Annotated in this window: 18 protein-coding genes and 1 pseudogene; 9 read left to right on the forward strand and 10 right to left on the reverse strand. The window is 60.0% G+C overall.

From position 1 onward, the window contains the following. Positions 1 to 381: 381 nt before the first annotated feature. Genes ACUTJJ_RS15025 through sdhC form a run of 4 tightly spaced genes read right to left on the reverse strand, consistent with a single transcriptional unit; the run spans position 382 to position 3,811 of the window. Positions 382 to 1,161 (reverse strand): succinate dehydrogenase iron-sulfur subunit, encoded by a 780-nt coding sequence (locus ACUTJJ_RS15025; RefSeq protein ID WP_080815660.1) that lies wholly within the window; start codon positions 1,159 to 1,161, stop codon positions 382 to 384. Positions 1,162 to 1,176: 15 nt separating this feature from the next. Next, complete coding sequence (sdhA, locus tag ACUTJJ_RS15030; RefSeq protein ID WP_445542672.1) at positions 1,177 to 3,018, reverse strand: succinate dehydrogenase flavoprotein subunit; 1,842 nt, start codon at positions 3,016 to 3,018, stop codon at positions 1,177 to 1,179. Between the two features lie 7 nt (positions 3,019 to 3,025). Next, the gene (sdhD, locus tag ACUTJJ_RS15035; protein ID WP_113382040.1) at positions 3,026 to 3,406 is read right to left on the reverse strand and encodes a succinate dehydrogenase, hydrophobic membrane anchor protein; all 381 of its coding nucleotides are present in this window, start codon (positions 3,404 to 3,406) and stop codon (positions 3,026 to 3,028) included. Positions 3,407 to 3,418: 12 nt separating this feature from the next. Next, entirely contained in the window at positions 3,419 to 3,811 is a 393-nt protein-coding gene (gene sdhC, locus ACUTJJ_RS15040; RefSeq protein ID WP_063948317.1) for a succinate dehydrogenase, cytochrome b556 subunit, read from the reverse strand. Between the two features lie 300 nt (positions 3,812 to 4,111). Here sdhC and ACUTJJ_RS15045 point away from each other — a divergent pair, with 300 nt between their 5' ends. After that, positions 4,112 to 4,480, forward strand: a complete 369-nt coding sequence (locus ACUTJJ_RS15045) for a hypothetical protein (RefSeq protein ID WP_445542673.1) — start codon at positions 4,112 to 4,114, stop codon at positions 4,478 to 4,480. Here ACUTJJ_RS15045 and ACUTJJ_RS15050 read toward each other — a convergent pair whose 3' ends face one another. From ACUTJJ_RS15050 to tsaD, 5 genes are all read right to left on the reverse strand, one after another. Next, positions 4,481 to 5,125, reverse strand: a complete 645-nt coding sequence (locus ACUTJJ_RS15050) for a class I SAM-dependent methyltransferase (protein WP_144578179.1) — start codon at positions 5,123 to 5,125, stop codon at positions 4,481 to 4,483. A gap of 7 nt (positions 5,126 to 5,132) precedes the next feature. Beyond that, complete coding sequence (locus tag ACUTJJ_RS15055; RefSeq protein ID WP_063951401.1) at positions 5,133 to 5,576, reverse strand: EVE domain-containing protein; 444 nt, start codon at positions 5,574 to 5,576, stop codon at positions 5,133 to 5,135. A 6-nt stretch (positions 5,577 to 5,582) separates the two neighbouring features. After that, positions 5,583 to 5,876: a YciI-like protein gene (locus ACUTJJ_RS15060; RefSeq protein WP_006310800.1), complete on the reverse strand. Its 294-nt coding sequence runs from the start codon at positions 5,874 to 5,876 to the stop codon at positions 5,583 to 5,585. A gap of 87 nt (positions 5,877 to 5,963) precedes the next feature. Next, on the reverse strand, positions 5,964 to 6,947 hold the full coding sequence (locus ACUTJJ_RS15065) for an NAD(P)H-dependent glycerol-3-phosphate dehydrogenase (protein ID WP_445542674.1): 984 nt from the start codon (positions 6,945 to 6,947) through the stop codon (positions 5,964 to 5,966). Further along, positions 6,947 to 8,044 (reverse strand): tRNA (adenosine(37)-N6)-threonylcarbamoyltransferase complex transferase subunit TsaD, encoded by a 1,098-nt coding sequence (gene tsaD / locus ACUTJJ_RS15070; RefSeq protein WP_445542675.1) that lies wholly within the window; start codon positions 8,042 to 8,044, stop codon positions 6,947 to 6,949. Before tsaD ends, ACUTJJ_RS15065 begins: the two co-directional genes overlap by 1 nt. A 73-nt stretch (positions 8,045 to 8,117) precedes the next feature. Here tsaD and hemC point away from each other — a divergent pair, with 73 nt between their 5' ends. From hemC to ACUTJJ_RS15100, 6 genes are all read left to right on the forward strand, one after another. After that, on the forward strand, positions 8,118 to 9,047 hold the full coding sequence (hemC, locus tag ACUTJJ_RS15075) for a hydroxymethylbilane synthase (RefSeq protein WP_445542676.1): 930 nt from the start codon (positions 8,118 to 8,120) through the stop codon (positions 9,045 to 9,047). Positions 9,048 to 9,050: 3 nt separating this feature from the next. Beyond that, the gene (locus ACUTJJ_RS15080) at positions 9,051 to 9,791 is read left to right on the forward strand and encodes a uroporphyrinogen-III synthase (RefSeq protein WP_445542677.1); all 741 of its coding nucleotides are present in this window, start codon (positions 9,051 to 9,053) and stop codon (positions 9,789 to 9,791) included. 73 nt (positions 9,792 to 9,864) lie between these two features. Then, the gene (locus ACUTJJ_RS15085; RefSeq protein ID WP_445542678.1) at positions 9,865 to 11,313 is read left to right on the forward strand and encodes a COG4223 family protein; all 1,449 of its coding nucleotides are present in this window, start codon (positions 9,865 to 9,867) and stop codon (positions 11,311 to 11,313) included. Between the two features lie 4 nt (positions 11,314 to 11,317). Further along, complete coding sequence (locus tag ACUTJJ_RS15090) at positions 11,318 to 12,928, forward strand: heme biosynthesis protein HemY (protein WP_445542679.1); 1,611 nt, start codon at positions 11,318 to 11,320, stop codon at positions 12,926 to 12,928. Positions 12,929 to 12,942: 14 nt separating this feature from the next. After that, positions 12,943 to 13,431, forward strand: a complete 489-nt coding sequence (locus tag ACUTJJ_RS15095; RefSeq protein ID WP_063951408.1) for a tellurite resistance TerB family protein — start codon at positions 12,943 to 12,945, stop codon at positions 13,429 to 13,431. Next, complete coding sequence (locus ACUTJJ_RS15100) at positions 13,421 to 14,152, forward strand: glutamine amidotransferase (RefSeq protein WP_144578192.1); 732 nt, start codon at positions 13,421 to 13,423, stop codon at positions 14,150 to 14,152. Before ACUTJJ_RS15095 ends, ACUTJJ_RS15100 begins: the two co-directional genes overlap by 11 nt. Before the next feature lie 12 nt (positions 14,153 to 14,164). Here the strand turns inward: ACUTJJ_RS15100 and ACUTJJ_RS15105 are convergent, their stop codons facing one another. Further along, positions 14,165 to 15,397, reverse strand: coding sequence for an MFS transporter (locus ACUTJJ_RS15105; RefSeq protein ID WP_296069841.1), 1,233 nt, complete (start codon positions 15,395 to 15,397; stop codon positions 14,165 to 14,167). 243 nt (positions 15,398 to 15,640) lie between these two features. Between ACUTJJ_RS15105 and ACUTJJ_RS15110 the strand changes: the two genes are divergently transcribed. Both ACUTJJ_RS15110 and ACUTJJ_RS15115 read left to right on the forward strand, forming a co-directional pair. Further along, positions 15,641 to 15,931, forward strand: a complete 291-nt coding sequence (locus ACUTJJ_RS15110; protein WP_063951411.1) for a YggT family protein — start codon at positions 15,641 to 15,643, stop codon at positions 15,929 to 15,931. Then, positions 15,928 to 16,231: pseudogene (locus ACUTJJ_RS15115) on the forward strand (DUF167 domain-containing protein). The gene ACUTJJ_RS15110 and the pseudogene ACUTJJ_RS15115 overlap by 4 nt, the downstream one beginning before the upstream one ends. The last annotated feature ends 2 nt before the right edge of the window (positions 16,232 to 16,233 follow it).

Genomic DNA, 16,233 nt, shown 5'->3' on the forward strand with positions numbered 1-16,233 from the left:
TCGCGCCGCCGGGTGGCGGCAGGGCGCCAGACTGAACGGAGGGCACCGGCTGCGCCTGCAATGGTGGCGTATAGCCTGGATTGTTGCTGGCGTTGTTGTTGTAATCGTAGGAGGTACGTTGGCAACCGGCAAGGCCCATTACAACGGCAAGGCCCGTCACCACATATCTGAATTGCATATCAAGCTCCCGATTCTCTCGCTTCAGGAAAGACGATGATCAAACAAGAAGGCTGAATTATTACCAAAGCCTTATCTTGCGCAAGCGATGGCCGGGATAATTACCATTTCGGTCAATTTTTACCGAATTTTCCCACGCCGGGTTGAAAAAAGGGCCGCGGTCGAGACCGCGGCCCGCTAGATTTCTGGCCTTGGACATCGCCTTCAGACGCGGCGTTCGACCATCATCTTCTTGATTTCCGCGATCGCCTTGGCCGGGTTCAAGCCCTTCGGGCAAGCCTGCGCGCAGTTCATGATGGTGTGGCAGCGATAAAGACGGAACGGATCCTCGAGATTGTCGAGACGCTCGCCCGTCGCCTCATCGCGACTGTCGATCAGCCAGCGATAGGCCTGCAGCAGAACGGCGGGACCAAGGTAACGGTCGCCATTCCACCAGTAGCTGGGACAGGAGGTGGAGCAGCAGGCGCAAAGAATGCACTCATAAAGACCGTCAAGCTTCAGGCGGTCCTCATGGCTCTGCTTCCATTCCTTGGCCGGCGTCGGCGAAACCGTCTTCAGCCAGGGCTCGATCGAGCGGTGCTGGGCGTAGAAGTTCGACAGGTCGGGAACAAGATCCTTCACGACAGGCATATGCGGCAGCGGATAAACCTTCACCGTCCCGTTGATCTCTTCCATGCCCTTCGTGCAGGCGAGCGTATTGGTACCGTCGATATTCATCGCGCAGGAACCACAAATGCCTTCGCGGCAGGAACGGCGCAGCGTCAGCGTCGGGTCGATATTGTTCTTGATGTAGAGAAGCGCATCGAGAACCATCGGCCCGCAATCATCGACATCGATGTAAAAGGTGTCGATACGCGGGTTCTGGCCGTCATCCGGGTTCCAGCGATAGATGCGGTATTCGCGCACATTCTTGGCGCCATCAGGCTTCGGCCAGACCTTGCCTTCGCTGATCTGGGAATTCTTGGGGAGAGCGAGTTCAACCATATCCAGTTCCTCAAATCAGTAGACGCGCGCCTTCGGCTCGATCTTTTTCGGATCGATGCCGTCGGCGATGAGGTCGGTGTGAACCGGACGATAATCGAGCTTCACGTCGCCTTCCGGGTTAACCCAGGCAAGCGTATGCTTACGCCAGTTCACATCGTCGCGACCGCCGAACGGACCGTCGACGAAATCCTCGCGGGCATGCGAACCGCGGCTTTCCTTACGCGCTTCCGCGCCGTAGACCGTGGTGATGGCATTGGCCATGAGGTTATGCAGCTCGAGCGTTTCGACCAGATCGGAATTCCAGACCATCGAGCGGTCGGTGACCTTGACGTCGGGCAGTTCCTTCCAGATGTCGGACAAACGGCGGCAGCCGCTTTCGAGCGATTCCTGGGTGCGGAACACGGCCGCGTCGTCCTGCATGGCGCGCTGCATCTTGTCGCGCAGCACCGCCGTCGGCGTCGAGCCGTTGGCGTAACGCAGGCTGTCGAAGCGCTCCATGATCCTGTCGCAGGCAGCCGTATCGAGAGCGGGAATCGCCTCGTCACGATTGATGACCTGGGCGGCACGAATGGCGGCGGCACGACCGAAGACCACGAGGTCGATCAGCGAGTTCGAGCCGAGGCGGTTTGCGCCGTGAACCGAGGCGCAACCGGCTTCGCCTACCGCCATCAGGCCGGGCGCGATACGCTCCGGGTTGTCAGCATTGGCGTTCAGCACTTCACCCCAATAGTTCGTCGGAATGCCGCCCATATTGTAGTGAACCGTCGGCAGAACCGGGATGGGCTCGCGCGTAACATCCACGCCTGCAAAAATCTTCGCGCTTTCGGAAATGCCCGGAAGACGCTCATGCAGGATCGCCGGATCGAGGTGATCGAGATGCAGGAAGATGTGATCCTTGTTCTTGCCGACGCCGCGGCCTTCACGGATTTCCATCGTCATGCAGCGGGAGACAACGTCACGCGAGGCAAGGTCCTTCGCGGAAGGCGCATAACGCTCCATGAAGCGCTCGCCTTCGGAGTTGACGAGATAACCGCCTTCGCCGCGCGCGCCTTCGGTAATGAGGCAGCCTGCGCCATAAATGCCGGTCGGATGGAACTGCACAAATTCCATGTCCTGAAGCGGCAGGCCCGCACGGGCGATCATGCCGCCACCGTCGCCGGTGCAGGTGTGGGCAGACGTCGCCGAGAAATAGGCGCGGCCGTAACCACCAGTCGCCAGCACCACCATCTTGGCGGCGAAACGGTGAATGGTGCCGTCATCGAGATTCCAGGCAACGACGCCGGTGCAGCGGCCATCCGGAGCCATGATGAGGTCGAGCGCGAAATATTCGATGAAGAATTCCGCATTGTTGCGCAGCGACTGGCCATAAAGCGTATGCAGAATGGCGTGACCGGTACGGTCGGCGGCGGCACAGGTGCGCTGCACCGGCGGACCTTCGCCATAATTCTGCATGTGGCCACCGAACGGGCGCTGGTAGATCTTGCCTTCTTCGTTACGCGAGAAGGGCACGCCGTAATGCTCCAGCTCATAGACCGCCTTCGGCGCTTCCATGGCGAGATATTGCATCGCGTCAACGTCACCGAGCCAGTCGGAGCCCTTCACGGTGTCGTAAAGGTGCCATTGCCAACAGTCGGGCGTCATATTGGTGAGCGATGCGGCAATACCGCCCTGTGCCGCGACCGTATGGGAGCGCGTCGGGAAAACCTTGGTGATGCAGGCGGTCTTGAAACCCTGCTCGGCCATGCCGAGCGTGGCGCGCAGACCGGCACCACCGGCGCCCACGACGATCACGTCATAGGAGTGATCGACATAGGTATAGGCCTTGCCATTCTGGGAAGGTGAACTGATCGAAGCCATGGCGAACTTATCCTACGAATGCAATTTTCAGGATGGCGAAGATCGACAGGCCACCGATGAGGATCGCGAAAAATGTATTCAGCATCAGAAGAACGAGTTTCGAAACTTCGGCGTGAATATAGTCTTCGATGATCACCTGCATGCCGAGCTTCATGTGGATGAGGCCGGAAACCAGCACCAGAGCCATGATGACCGCGACGAGCGGATTGGAGAGTGCCGCGACAACTTCCGGATAGGGCGCGCCGGCATATTTGATCAGGAAGACAACAAAAAAGGTCAACAGCGGAATGTTCGAAACAGCCGTCAGGCGCTGGCGCCAGAAATGGTCGGTGCCTTCCTTGGCGGAGCCGAGACCGCGAACCTTACCGAGAGGTGTACGCATATCCATAAAAGTATCTCCTCAGCGCACGATCAGGACGATGATCCAGATCAGCGCGGTCAGACAGATCGACGCCACGAAGGAGGCCTTCGCCAGCTTGGTGGTGAAGTGCTTCTCGAAGCCGTGCCCGAGGTCCCACATCAGGTGGCGCAGGCCGCCGATCATGTGGTGGACCAGCGCCCATGTATAACCGATCAGGATGATCTTGCCGATGATCGTGCCCATCGCCCAACTCACCCAGTCGTAATAGGCGGGACCGGACGCAAGCGCGATCAGCCACCAGGCAACAAGGAGCGTGCCGAAATACAGCGCACCGCCGGTGACACGGTGGATGATGGAGGCCACCATCGTCGGAATCGGCTTGTAAATTTGAAGATGCGGCGACAGAGGCCGGTTATTTGTCACATTCGCCATCAGAACCTCGCGGCGTTTTCCCGTGCGCCCGAAGGGCGCCCCCAAGCAACAGCACATGACGAAGGAATGTGCATTGCACCAACCGCGACGTTTAATCACATGGGCGCGTCACCACAAGCATATTTCATGGCCGTTTCCAATTTAATCGATTGGTGCGTTCACTTTTTTAGGAAATTTTTTGCGTCAAAATAAAAAATCCAACATTTCCAAGATTTACACCCCGAAAATATTTACCTTTACGTAATTCCGAAAGGGTGTAATTTACTATTTCTTAACGCGTAAATCCGGAGCATGACGCTCATGTTACAGCATCGAATCGTCGCCCTGATCATGATGGTCACAGGCGCGATTTCAATCTCCCTGCAATCCGCCGCGGCAGGCGATTTTCACAGCCGGAGCTACACCACATATCGTCAGTCGCAGGTAAGTTTTTCGACCGATGGCCTCCCCTCCACGCTCCCCGGCGGCACCTACGTCGGAGGCATTTCCGCCCTCAGGGTCAGAGGCAATGGCAATTATTTCGCGGTCGGCAGCGGGATATCCCGGCAGATCGCCACAGACGGCTACCGCTCTTTGTTGGCACCCAAGGCAAAGATCATGACCATCAGCGCTGAAAGCGCGCGGGACGCCTGTGCCTACGAACACGGCGTCTGCGTCATCAGGCCCTGATCAAATGAAACGCCACACCGTCGTCTTCTTCACTTCGCTGTCCTCAAGGGCGCGGCTGACGGCCACCTGGTAGGTGGCAAGCGCCTCAAGCCGCTGTTTCGGCAGGTAGGCCCTGCCCGGGTCGCCGACGATAACGCTGACGCCCGCTTCTGTGAGCTCGACGAACCAGGGCACGAGAAGATCGGCGAAGGTCCGGTCATAGAAGACATCTCCCGCCAGCAGAACATCGGCCTCGATGCGGCGACCGATCAGATCGGCACCTGTAAAGCCGATATCAACGCCGTTCAGCCCTGCATTCATCCGAACAGCCGTTTCCGTCCACGGATCTATATCGGCGGCAAGCACCGTCGCCGCACCGGCCTTCGCAGCCGCAATGGCAACCAGCCCGGAGCCGCTGGCAAAATCCACTACACGCCTGCCGCTCACGCATTCAGGATGATCGAGCACATACCGGGCAAGCCCCTGCCCGCCCGCCCAGGCAAAGGCCCAGAAGGGCGGCGGCAGACCGATCTCTTCCAGCTCCTCCTCCGTCTTCAGCCAGAGGTCATGCGCTTCGGTGGCGAGATGAAGGGAGAGTTCCGGCACATGCGGGGGATGCATGATGCCGGTATTGTCGAGGATGAAGCGTTCGGGATCGGTCCTCACCGAGGCGTCAATCCGGGGATTTCGGAGGGTTGTTCAGCCCGCCCATGCGGCAGACCTCAAGATATTCCTCTTCCGTGACCGGCTGGACGGAGAGCCGCATTGAGGTGACCAGGGACATCTGCGCCAGTTTCGGATTGGCTTTGACATCCTTGAGTGACACCGGCTGCGGCATGTCGCAGACGGCGCGAATATCCACGCAGTCCCACTTCGGGTCGCCTTCGGCCGTTGAGTCCGGGTGCGACAGCGCGCAGACTTCAACGATGCCGACGACATCCAGCCCTTCATTGGAATGATAAAAGAAGCCTTTGTCGCCAATCTTCATTGCGCGCATGTTGTTGCGGGCCTGATAATTGCGCACACCGGTCCATTCTTCGCCGGCCTCGCCCTTGGCCTTCTGCATTTCCCAGGACCATTTGAACGGCTCGGACTTGTAAAGCCAATAATTCGCCATGCCAGATCACGCTCCCGGATTATTGAAGACCCAATTATAGGGCTTTACATCAACGCTCTCGAACAGGCCGGCCTTGGCATAGGGATCGGCATCGGCGAGCGCCTTCGCCGCCTCGATATCGGCCGCCTCCACAATGACGAGGCTGCCATTCGGCTTTCCTTCGGCATCCAGAAACGGGCCGGCAATCTTCAGGGTGCCTTCCGCATTGAGTTTGTTCAGATGCTCCAGATGCGCCGGGCGGGTCTCCATGCGCACGTTCAGATGGCCGGGCTTGTCCTTGCAGATAAAGGCAAACAGCATTTTCGTCTCCTTGCTAGAGCATGTTTCCCAACGCGAATGGCGTTTCGGGAGCGTAACATGCGTGAATCCTATGCGACCGCCCCACGCTCACTCGGTGGTGATGGGCCGCGTCATCAATTGTTGCATGGCACTCGCCACATCGAGATTGCCGTCGATAATGGCAGCCACGGCTTCGGTGACGGGCATCTCGACACCGTACTGATGTGCAAGCCGGGCAGCGACGGCTGCCGCATAAGCGCCCTCGACCAGCCCGCCGGACATATCCTTGCCCTTGCCCTCGCCCAGGGCGATCCCGAAGCGAAGATTACGGGACTGATGGCTCGTCGCGGTCAGAACCAGATCGCCCAAACCCGAGAGCCCGCGCACCGTATCCGCCTTGCCGCCCATCGCAACGACCAGCCGCGACATTTCCGCGAGCCCACGCGAAATCAGCGCCGCGCGGGCAGAATCGCCAAGGCCCGCCCCTTCGACAATGCCAGCGGCAATGGCAAGCACGTTCTTCAGCGCCCCGCCCAGTTGCACGCCGATACGGTCGGTCGAGGCATAAAGCCGAAAGGTCCGGCCGGAAATCGATGTTGCCAGCCGTTCCGCGATCGCGGCGTCATCAGCCGCAATTGCCATGGCCGTCGGCAGGCCGCGGGCAATATCAGCAGCAAAGCCCGGCCCCGAAAGCACGCCAATAGGATGATGAGGCAATTCCGCTTCGAGCAATGCCGTCAACAGGCGACCAGAACTGCGGTCGATGCCCTTGGCGCAGGTGACAATAAGCGACTGATCAGCCAGATAGGGGCCGTAATGACGGGCCGCATCCGCGTGAGATTGGGAAGGCATGGCGAAAAGCACGATGCCGGCATCGGAGAGGACATCCGACTCGGCGGAAAATTGAAGCGTGTCCGGCAGCTCGACGCCTGGCAGCGCCGCATCGTGCACGCGGTCGCTGGTCAGGTCAGCCATCAGTGACGGATCTCGGCCAAGCAGGGTCACATCGTGCCGGTTCTCCAGAGCGATGACGACGGCGAGAGCGGTTCCGAAGGCCCCGGCACCTATGACGACGATTTTTTCGCGCTGCATCACGCCTTGGCTCCCCTTTTACCGAAACCGATCAATGTCTCCGCGCGGCCATCAAGCGGCCAGCGCGAGCGTGGCGCGATTTCCAGCGGATCAGCGTCTCGACCATCAGCCATTCGCTCAAGCCCAGCCCAGGCGATCATGGCGGCATTGTCCGTGCACAGCCGGTGGGGCGGCGCGATGAAGCGGAAGCCGTTGCTATCGCACAGCGACTGCAAGGTCTGGCGGATTTCGGTATTGGCCGCGACGCCGCCAGCGACAACAAGCGCAGGCATCGTCTCGAGCTGCGGAAACTCCTGTTTGAACCGAAGGAGACCTCGGCCGATCCGGTCTTTCAAAGTGCGTGAGACAGCCTTCTGGAAGGACGCGCATATATCGGCGATATCCTGTTCGGACAGCGGTGCGATAGCCGTCGCCGCCTGCCTTACCGCCGTCTTCAAACCGGAGAATGAGAAATCGAGACGTGTTTCGCCGACCATGGGACGCGGTAGCGGAAAGCGGTTCGGGTCGCCTCTCGCGGCCGCCTTTTCAACCGCAGGCCCGCCCGGATAGGGCAGCCCCAGAAGTTTCGCGGTTTTGTCGAAGGCTTCCCCGAGCGCGTCATCGATGGTGGTGCCCCAGCGCTCATAGTCGCCCACGCCCCGCACCAGCACCAGTTGTGTGTGGCCACCGGAGACCAGGAGCATCAGGTAAGGGAAAGAAAGACCGTCGGTCAGCCGCGCCGTCAGCGCATGCCCCTCCAGATGATTGATGGCGTAGAGCGGCTTGCCTGCCGCCTTGGCAATCGCCTTGCCCGTCATCAACCCAACCAACAGGCCACCGATCAGACCGGGACCGGAGGTGGCGGCGATGGCATCGACATCGGCGAGTGTGACTCCCGCTTTTTCCAGCGCCTCTTCGACGAGGGCGTCAAGCGCCTCGACATGGGCGCGCGCCGCGATTTCAGGGACGACGCCGCCATAGGCGCTGTGTTCCTCAAGCTGCGACAAAACGACGTCGGAGACGATCTCGCCACGCCCATCAGCGTGCCGAACCACAACGGATGCAGCGGTTTCGTCACAGCTTGTCTCTATGCCGAGAATACGAAGAAAGGGGGTCATCAGATCTGTTCGTTCATTGCGATCATGCGCTGAGTTGGTCTAAGACAACTCCGGTAACAATGGATAGACGCGGATGCAAACAAAACCTTTCCGAATCGGCACGCGCGGCAGCCCGCTGGCGCTTGCACAGGCATATGAGACGCGCAGCCGGCTCATGGCCGCGCACGGCCTGCCGGAAGAGATGTTCGAAATCGTCGTTCTCTCTACCAAGGGTGACCGGATCACCGACCGCGCCCTGTCGGAGATCGGCGGCAAGGGCCTGTTCACCGAGGAGCTGGAGAGCCAGCTTCTGTCTGGAGAACTTGATATCGCGGTCCACTCCTCCAAGGACATGCCCACCGTTCTGCCGGAAGGCCTTCATCTCTCCGCTTTCCTGCCGCGTGAGGACATGCGCGATGCCTTTATCGGCCGCACCGCGCCAAAGCTTCTGGAACTGCAGCATGGAGCCGTCGTCGGCTCAGCATCCCTGCGCCGTCAGGCGCTGATCCGCCGCCTAAGGCCGGACCTGAACGTCATCATTTTCCGCGGTCTGGTGGACACGCGCCTGCGGAAGCTCGAAGAAGGCCAGGCCGATGCGACCCTGCTTGCCTTCGCCGGCCTGAAACGGCTCGGTAAGGAGCATGTGCCGACAGAAATTCTCGATCCGAAAGAATTCCCACCGGCGCCGGCACAGGGTGCAATCTGCGTCGAAAGCCGCATCGGGGACAAACGCATGGACGCGCTGCTAGCGTCGATAAACGACCTGCCGACATTTGATGCCGTGACCTGTGAGCGCGCCTTCCTCGCAGCGCTGGATGGTTCCTGTCGCACGCCCATTGCCGGCTATGCCACCTGCGATGGCGAAGCACTGCATTTTTACGGGCTTATTCTCACGCCCGACGGCCAGACGAGCCACGGCGTCGAGATTTCCGGCAATAGCGCCGATGCGGTGAAGCTCGGAATCCAGGCTGGCGAAAAGGTGCGCGCGAGGGCCGGCAGCAGTTTCTTCGAAGGCTGGAGCTGAACGATGCGGATCGTCGTCACCCGGCCGCAGCGTTCGGGCGAAAGGACGGCCGCAAAACTCGAAGCGCTTGGCTACAGGCCGGTGCTTCTGCCGCTGTTTTATCCAGCCCACCATGGAACCCGCGCCGTCCAGGCCCTTTCGGATTCGCTGGGGGCAATTGCCGTAACCAGCGCAGAAGCAGTACGTGCACTAAATCCTTTCGCGGAACAATTGGCGCCCCACCTGTCGAAGCCGCTTTTTGCGGTTGGCGGAGCTACCGCCGAGGCTGCGGAAAAGAGTGGCTTTCGGCAGATATTCACCGCCGCCGGAGATGCCGTATCGCTCGCCGCGCTCGTGAAAGCGCATCATTCACTTTTCTCTAGAGGGCAGCCACTGCTTTATCTCGCTGGCAGGCCCCGTGGCAAAGTCTTCGAAGAAAGCCTGGCTGCAGCGGGTATTCCGTTCAACTCCATAGACTGTTATGAAATGTTGCCCTCAACGATATCTGAAGAGGACCTCGAGACCGCGCTTGTGACGACGCCCGCCGATGTGGTGATGCTCTATTCTTCCGAGGCGGCACGGACCTTCTTTCATCACGTATCGGCCACTAAGTTGACGACCGCGCTAGCCGCGACACGCTTTATCTGCATCAGCCGCAACGTGCTTTCTCTGGTTCCGGCCATCTTCCGCTGCCAATCCTTCGCTGCCGAAGAGCCGAGCGAGGCGGCGATGTTTCAGCTTCTGGGCCGTCAGCCTGGAACCTAATTGGAGCTCACCTCTTTCCTTTGCCGCCGTCACTGACTAGGTTTAGATTACTGCAGGCAGAAATGAGGTTGTCATGGTATCGGGAAAGCCGCCACGCCACTCCAAGTCCAAAGCCGAACCGGTCACCATTGACCTGGACGCCAAAGACGTGAAAGCAATTTCCGCCGATGGTGACGCTGAAAAGGCGGACGAAAAGCCCGAGGAGGGCACGCCCGCTGCGACGACTGGAGCGAGCGCCTCCGAATCCAAGCCCGATACAGCCGATACAGCCGCAACTGCCTCGACGGCACCCCTGTGGGAGACGAAGAAAACCAGCATCGAACCCGAGCCTAACGTGGCCAAACCGGCCCCGGCAGCCGCTGCGGAACAGAAGGCGGATAGCGCTTCGGAAAAGCGGAAAGAGCCGCTGTCATCAGCGTCTACCGCGCCGAAAATCGACGCAAAACCGGAGGCGACCAGTGCCGCCGCGGCCGCAACGGCAGCGGCGGCTTCGAAACCAGCTTTTGGTCCGACATCGTCTTCCAGCACAGCGGGCAGCGCCTCTGCAAAGACATCAAGCGCCAACTTGTCGTCAGGACCAACCAAGCCGCCGGCTCCCCCGCAGACGGAGCGCCGCCAGGCCGCGACCTCTGGCCTCATCGCCGCCGGTATCGTTGGCGGGCTTGTGGCGCTCGCCGCCGCCGGCAGCATGCAATATGCAGGCATCCTTCCCTCCGCCAACTCTGGACGGGCTGGTAACGATGAAATTGCATACCTGAAAACGGATATAGCCAACCTTCGCCAGCAAATCGCCAATGCGCCAGCAGCGGACAGCTCGGCGCTTGAACAGCGTCTTGCCGCTCTCGAGGCAAAAGGCGAGGCGCCGCAGGCGGACGGGCTTGCCGAAAAAATTGCCGCGTTGGAATCCACCCTTCAGTCCGAGCGCTCCGCGCAGGCCTCCGTGACTGCAGACCTGACGCGCCGCCTTTCGGATGCGGAAGCCAAGATCAACGAACCGAGAGACGATATTGAAGTGGCACGCGCCATTGCCTCGGCCGGGCTGAAAGCTGCGATCGACCGTGGCGGCCCCTTCCTGACCGAACTCGACACCCTTTCAAAGGTAACGCCTGACGATCACGCAATCGCTTCCCTGCGATCGTTTGCCGCTACCGGTGTTCCGTCGCGCTCGGAACTGATGCAGAAATTTCCCGATGTCGCCAATGCCATGCTGTCCGCCATCAATCAGCCGGACCCCAATCAGGGCATCATGGAACGGCTGACCGAAAGCGCCTTGTCGCTCGTCAAGGTTCGCCCGGTCGGAAATATCGAGGGAGAGACGCCGGAAGCGATGATCGCACGCATGGAGAACAAGTTGCGCAACGGCGATCTGCAAGGCGCGGCCCTCGAGTGGAACGGGCTGCCCGAGGCCGCCAAGTCGGCCTCCGCCGACTATAAGAAGTCGCTTGATGCGCGTATCGAGGTTGAAAACCTGGTCGGCGGCACGTTGAACCGTGCCATCACCAGCACCGGCAAGCAGGGGTAAGGACATGACAAAAATCCTGACGTTTGTCCTTATCGTCCTGGCGCTTGGTTTCGGTTTCTCCTGGCTTGCCGACAGACCCGGCGTCCTTTCGATCGTCTGGCAGGGGCAGTTGATCGAAATGAGCCTGATGGTTGCCGCCGCCATGATCGCGGCGCTGGTTGCCGTCGTGATGCTTGTCTGGTGGGTCATCAACGCCATCTGGACATCGCCCAACGCCGCACGTCGCTATTTCCGCGCCCGCAAACGCGACCGCGGTTATCAGGCGCTATCCACCGGATTGATTGCCGCCGGCGCTGGCAACGCCCTTCTCGCCCGCAAGATGACGGCCCGCACGCAGGGGCTGCTCAGCGCCGATCAGGAGCCACTGATTCACCTGCTGGATGCGCAGGCCGATCTCATCGAAGGCAAATACGATGACGCCCGGCGCAAATTCGAGGCGATGGCCCGTGATCCAGAGACACGTGAGCTTGGGCTTCGTGGCCTTTATATCGAAGCCCGCCGGCAGGGCGCCTACGAAGCCGCCCAGCAATATGCAGAGGATGCCGCGGAAAAAGCACCTTACCTGCCGTGGGCAGCGCAGGCGACACTGGAAAATCGCTGCCGCACCGGTCAGTGGGATGACGCGATCCGTCTGCTTGACCAACAGAAGGCGGCACGCGTTATCGAGCGCGGTGAGGCGGAACGGTTAAAGGCGGTGCTTCTTACCGCAAAAGCCAGTGAAAAGCTTGAAAGCGATCCGGTCGGCGCACGCGAGGACGCAAAGCACGCCCTGAAACTCGCCAAAGGCCTCGTTCCGGCCGCGCTGGTTGCAGCAAAATCCTATCTGCGTGAAGACAATCTGCGCAAAGCAGCAGCCGTTCTCGAGCCTGTCTGGAAGAATGATCCTCATCCGCAGATCGCGGAGCTATATGTCCGCGCGCGCAGCGGCGACACCGCTATCGACCGCCTCAAACGCGCTGAGCGGCTCGAAAGTCTGAAGCCGAATAATATCGAGTCGCTGTTTGCGGTGGCGCAGGCAGCGCTTGACGCAAAAGAATTCGGGCGGGCGCGGGAAAAGGCCGAAGCCGCCGCCCGCATCGAGCCACGTGAAAGCATTTTCCTGTTGATGGCCGATATCGAGGAAGCCGAAACCGGGGACCAGGGACGCGTGCGGTATTGGATGGCGCAGGCACTGCGCGCGCCGCGTGATCCGGCTTGGGTCGCCGATGGCGTCGTATCGGAAAAATGGCTCCCTGTCTCGCCTGTCACGGGGCGTCTCGATGCCTTCGAATGGAAGGCACCTTTCGGCCAGCTCGAAGGGCCGGTTGAAGATATGACGATTGAAAATGCGCTTGCGGCAGCGCCGGCCAAGACCGAACCGGCCGCGAGAACAATCGTCGTTGAAAGCCCGCCAGAAACCAGAGCTGAGCCGAAGCCCGTGCCCACGACAACGGTCGAGGTGAAGCCGGCCGCCGCTACGGCGAAAAAACCTGCGACCATCGACGCACCGCCGCAGAACGACGGGGCGGCCGCGAAGACGGAACCCGTGCCGTTTTTCGGTGGGGCGCCGGACGACCCCGGCGTCAAGAAATCAGGCACGGAAGCCGAACCCAAAACGCGGCTTAAACTCTTCTGACCGGCAGGCAATCGATGTTCCAGCAATTTCAGTCTTTCATCCAGAACCTCGTCGGCCCGAATGCAGGAGATTTCAGCCCGGATGATTTGCGGGTGGCCGTCGCCGCCCTCTGTTTTCAGGTGATGGAAGCTGACGGCACCGTCTCTAAAAGCGAGCGTGAACGCCTGCGGGAAATCCTGCACGATTATTATCATCTCGATGGCGGCAAGCTCGATGCACTTCTCGCAGCCGGGCAGGAGGCGGGTAAGGAAGCCGTCGATTATTATCGCTTCACGGCCGATATTCGCCGCCACCTCGATGAGGATCAGCGTGTCGAGCTTATTGGCATATTATGGGATATTGTTTACGCTGACGGGGAACGAAGCGAAATGGAAGATCACGTGATCTGGCGCGTTGCCGATCTGCTTGGTGTTTCCGTGCGCGACAGGGTTCTGCAACGTCAGCAGGCCGCCACGAGGTCCGGCCCTGCTGAAGAAAGCGAAAACGAAGACGATGCTGTTTGACCCCTCCAGGCAACAGAAACAACAACCCTCGCTGCTTATTGTCCTGCACCAGGAACGCTCAACGCCCGGCCGCGTCGGCCAGATGCTGGTGGAGAAGGGATATCGTCTGGATATAAGGCGTCCGGCACTTGGCGACGACCTGCCGCCGACGCTGGCGCACCATGCAGGTGCCATCATCTTCGGCGGCCCGATGAGCGCCAACGACCCGCATGATTACATCAAAGCCGAAATCGACTGGCTGAAGGTGCCTCTGAAGGAAGACAAGCCCTTTCTCGGCATCTGTCTCGGTGCACAGATGCTGTCAAAACATCTGGGCGGCAAGGTTGAGGCAGACAGGGAAGGCAAGGTAGAGATCGGCTGGTATCCGCTCCATGCCACCGAACATGGCCGGCTTCTGATGCCGCACTGGCCGAAGATGGTCTATCATTTTCACAAGGAGGGGTTCGAGCTACCGCGCGGCGCCGAATTGCTGGCATCGGGCGAAACCTACCCTAACCAGGCCTATCGTTACGGAAAAAACGCCTGGGGCCTGCAGTTTCACGCCGAACTGACCCGTGCCATGATGCACAGCTGGGTGGTGCGCGGCGCGCAGCGGTTTGGCATGCCGAATGCGCAGGTGGGCAGCCAGCATCTAGAAGGCCGCATGTTGTTCGACACGCCGCTGAGGGCCTGGCTCGGCAATTTTCTCGATCTGGTGTTTGAGGGCAAGGCGCAGCGCTGATTTCTTACGGAATCAATGCGGCGCCTCCAGATTGTCGATCTTGCGCAGCTTGGAAAAACCAAGCGCCCAGATGACCGCCACCGCAAGCGTGCCAGCCCCGCCGATGACAACGGCCGGTACCGCGCCTACGACATGCGCCATGGTACCGGCGCGGAACTCGCCAAGCTCGTTCGATGCGCCAACGAAGACCATGTTCACCGCATTGACGCGTCCACGCACCTCATCCGGCGTCCAGAGCGCAATGAGGGTCTCGCGCACATAAACCGACACCATGTCTGAAGCGCCCATGACAACCAGCGCGGCGATGGACAGCCATGCGGTTTGTGACAGGCCGAAGACGACGGTCGAAACGCCGAAAAGGCCAACGCCGGCAAACATCAGCAGGCCCGCATGGTGGCGAATAGGCTTGAATGCGAGGATGACGGCGACGGTAATGGCCCCGATACCGGGCGCTGCGCGCAGAAGCCCCAGACCCCATGGACCAAGCGTCAGCACTTCCTTGGCAAAGATCGGCATCAACGCAACCGCGCCACCCAGGAGCACCGCAAAGAGATCGAGCGATATCGCGCCGAGGACGATCTTCTCCTGCGAGATGAACTTGAAGCCGGCGAGCATGGTTTCGAGGCTGATCGCTTTTGCCGGACCGCGTTGTTCCGGCTTGCGGATCGCTATCGCAAGGGCTGCGGAGATCATGAAGAGCACAAGCGCAACGCTATAAGCAACCGAAGCGCCGAGGCCATAAAGCAGACCGCCAGCAACAGGCCCCATAATGGACGCCATCTGCCAGGACGAAGAATTCCAGGCGATTGCGTTCGGCAAATCCTCAACGGGCACGAGATTGGGCGCCAGCGACTGCACCGCCGGTCCCATGAAGGCGCGCTCGATGCCGAAGACGACAAGAATGGCGAAGACCGGCCATGGGGAAAAGCTGTGCGTCAGCGTCAGCGCCAGCAGAGCGACCGCGCAAAGCGCCGCAACCAGCAGGCATATGGACATGATGCGGCGGCGATTGTGCCGGTCGGCAACCGTTCCCGTCACAAGGATCAAGAGCAGCGAAGGCAGAAACTGGAAAAGACCGATCAGGCCTAGATAAAAAGCATTGCCGGTCACCTCATACATCTGCCAGCCGACGGAAACGCTGACGATCTGAATGGCGAAGGCCGAAAAAAACCGGGCGCTGAAGAAACGGCGATAGGATGAATGCCGGAATGCACCGAAACGGTTTTCGGCAGAAGGGAGAGACATCGGCTGGGTGCTCGCGAGGGAATATGGAGATGGCAATAAAGCGATATGACAGGAATGACCAGCCCTCATCGGGGGATAGCTGACAGTCCGAGCGGTTCCAGCCCGAAATCCGCCTGGGAGTCGTCGGTCAGATCACGATCATCGCCGGTGGGATTCGACCAATGATGATTACGATCTGGCGCAACACTTGCCGGTTCAGCGCCGAATGTCTAAATGTCTTGCAACCAAGATACGGAGATATTGATGCTTGCCCTGTTTCAGACCATCGATCTGGCCTTGAACCTCTACACCTGGGTGCTGATCGGCAGCGCCATCTTTTCCTGGCTTTACGCCTTCAATGTCATCAATTCCCGCAACCAGTTCGTCAACGCCATCGGCAGCTTTCTGTACAATGTCACGGAACCGGTTCTGCGCCCCATCCGCCGCGTTCTGCCCAATCTCGGTGGCATCGATATTTCGCCGATCATTGTGTTGCTGATCATCTTCTTCATCCGCTCCTTCATGTGGAACACGCTATACCCGATGGTCGCTTGAGCGGCTGCTGGCAAAAGCAAAATGATCATGTCCGCCTGACGGTGCGCCTCACGCCAAATGGCGGGCGTGACGCCATCGAGGGTGTGGATCGGGATGCAGACGGAAACGCGCATCTCAAGGCCCGTGTCAGCGCCGCCCCGGAAGGCGGCAAGGCGAACAAGGCGCTGATTGTTTTGCTGGCGAAAAAATTCGGCCTGCCTAAATCCGCCATCAGCCTCCTCTCAGGCGAAACGGCACGCAAAAATCCTCCGGATCGACGCCGACCCGGAGGATTTTGAAGAGCTGTTCAAAGAGCTTTAGCC

The sequence above is a fragment of the Agrobacterium sp. DKPNP3 genome, assembly GCF_052686535.1.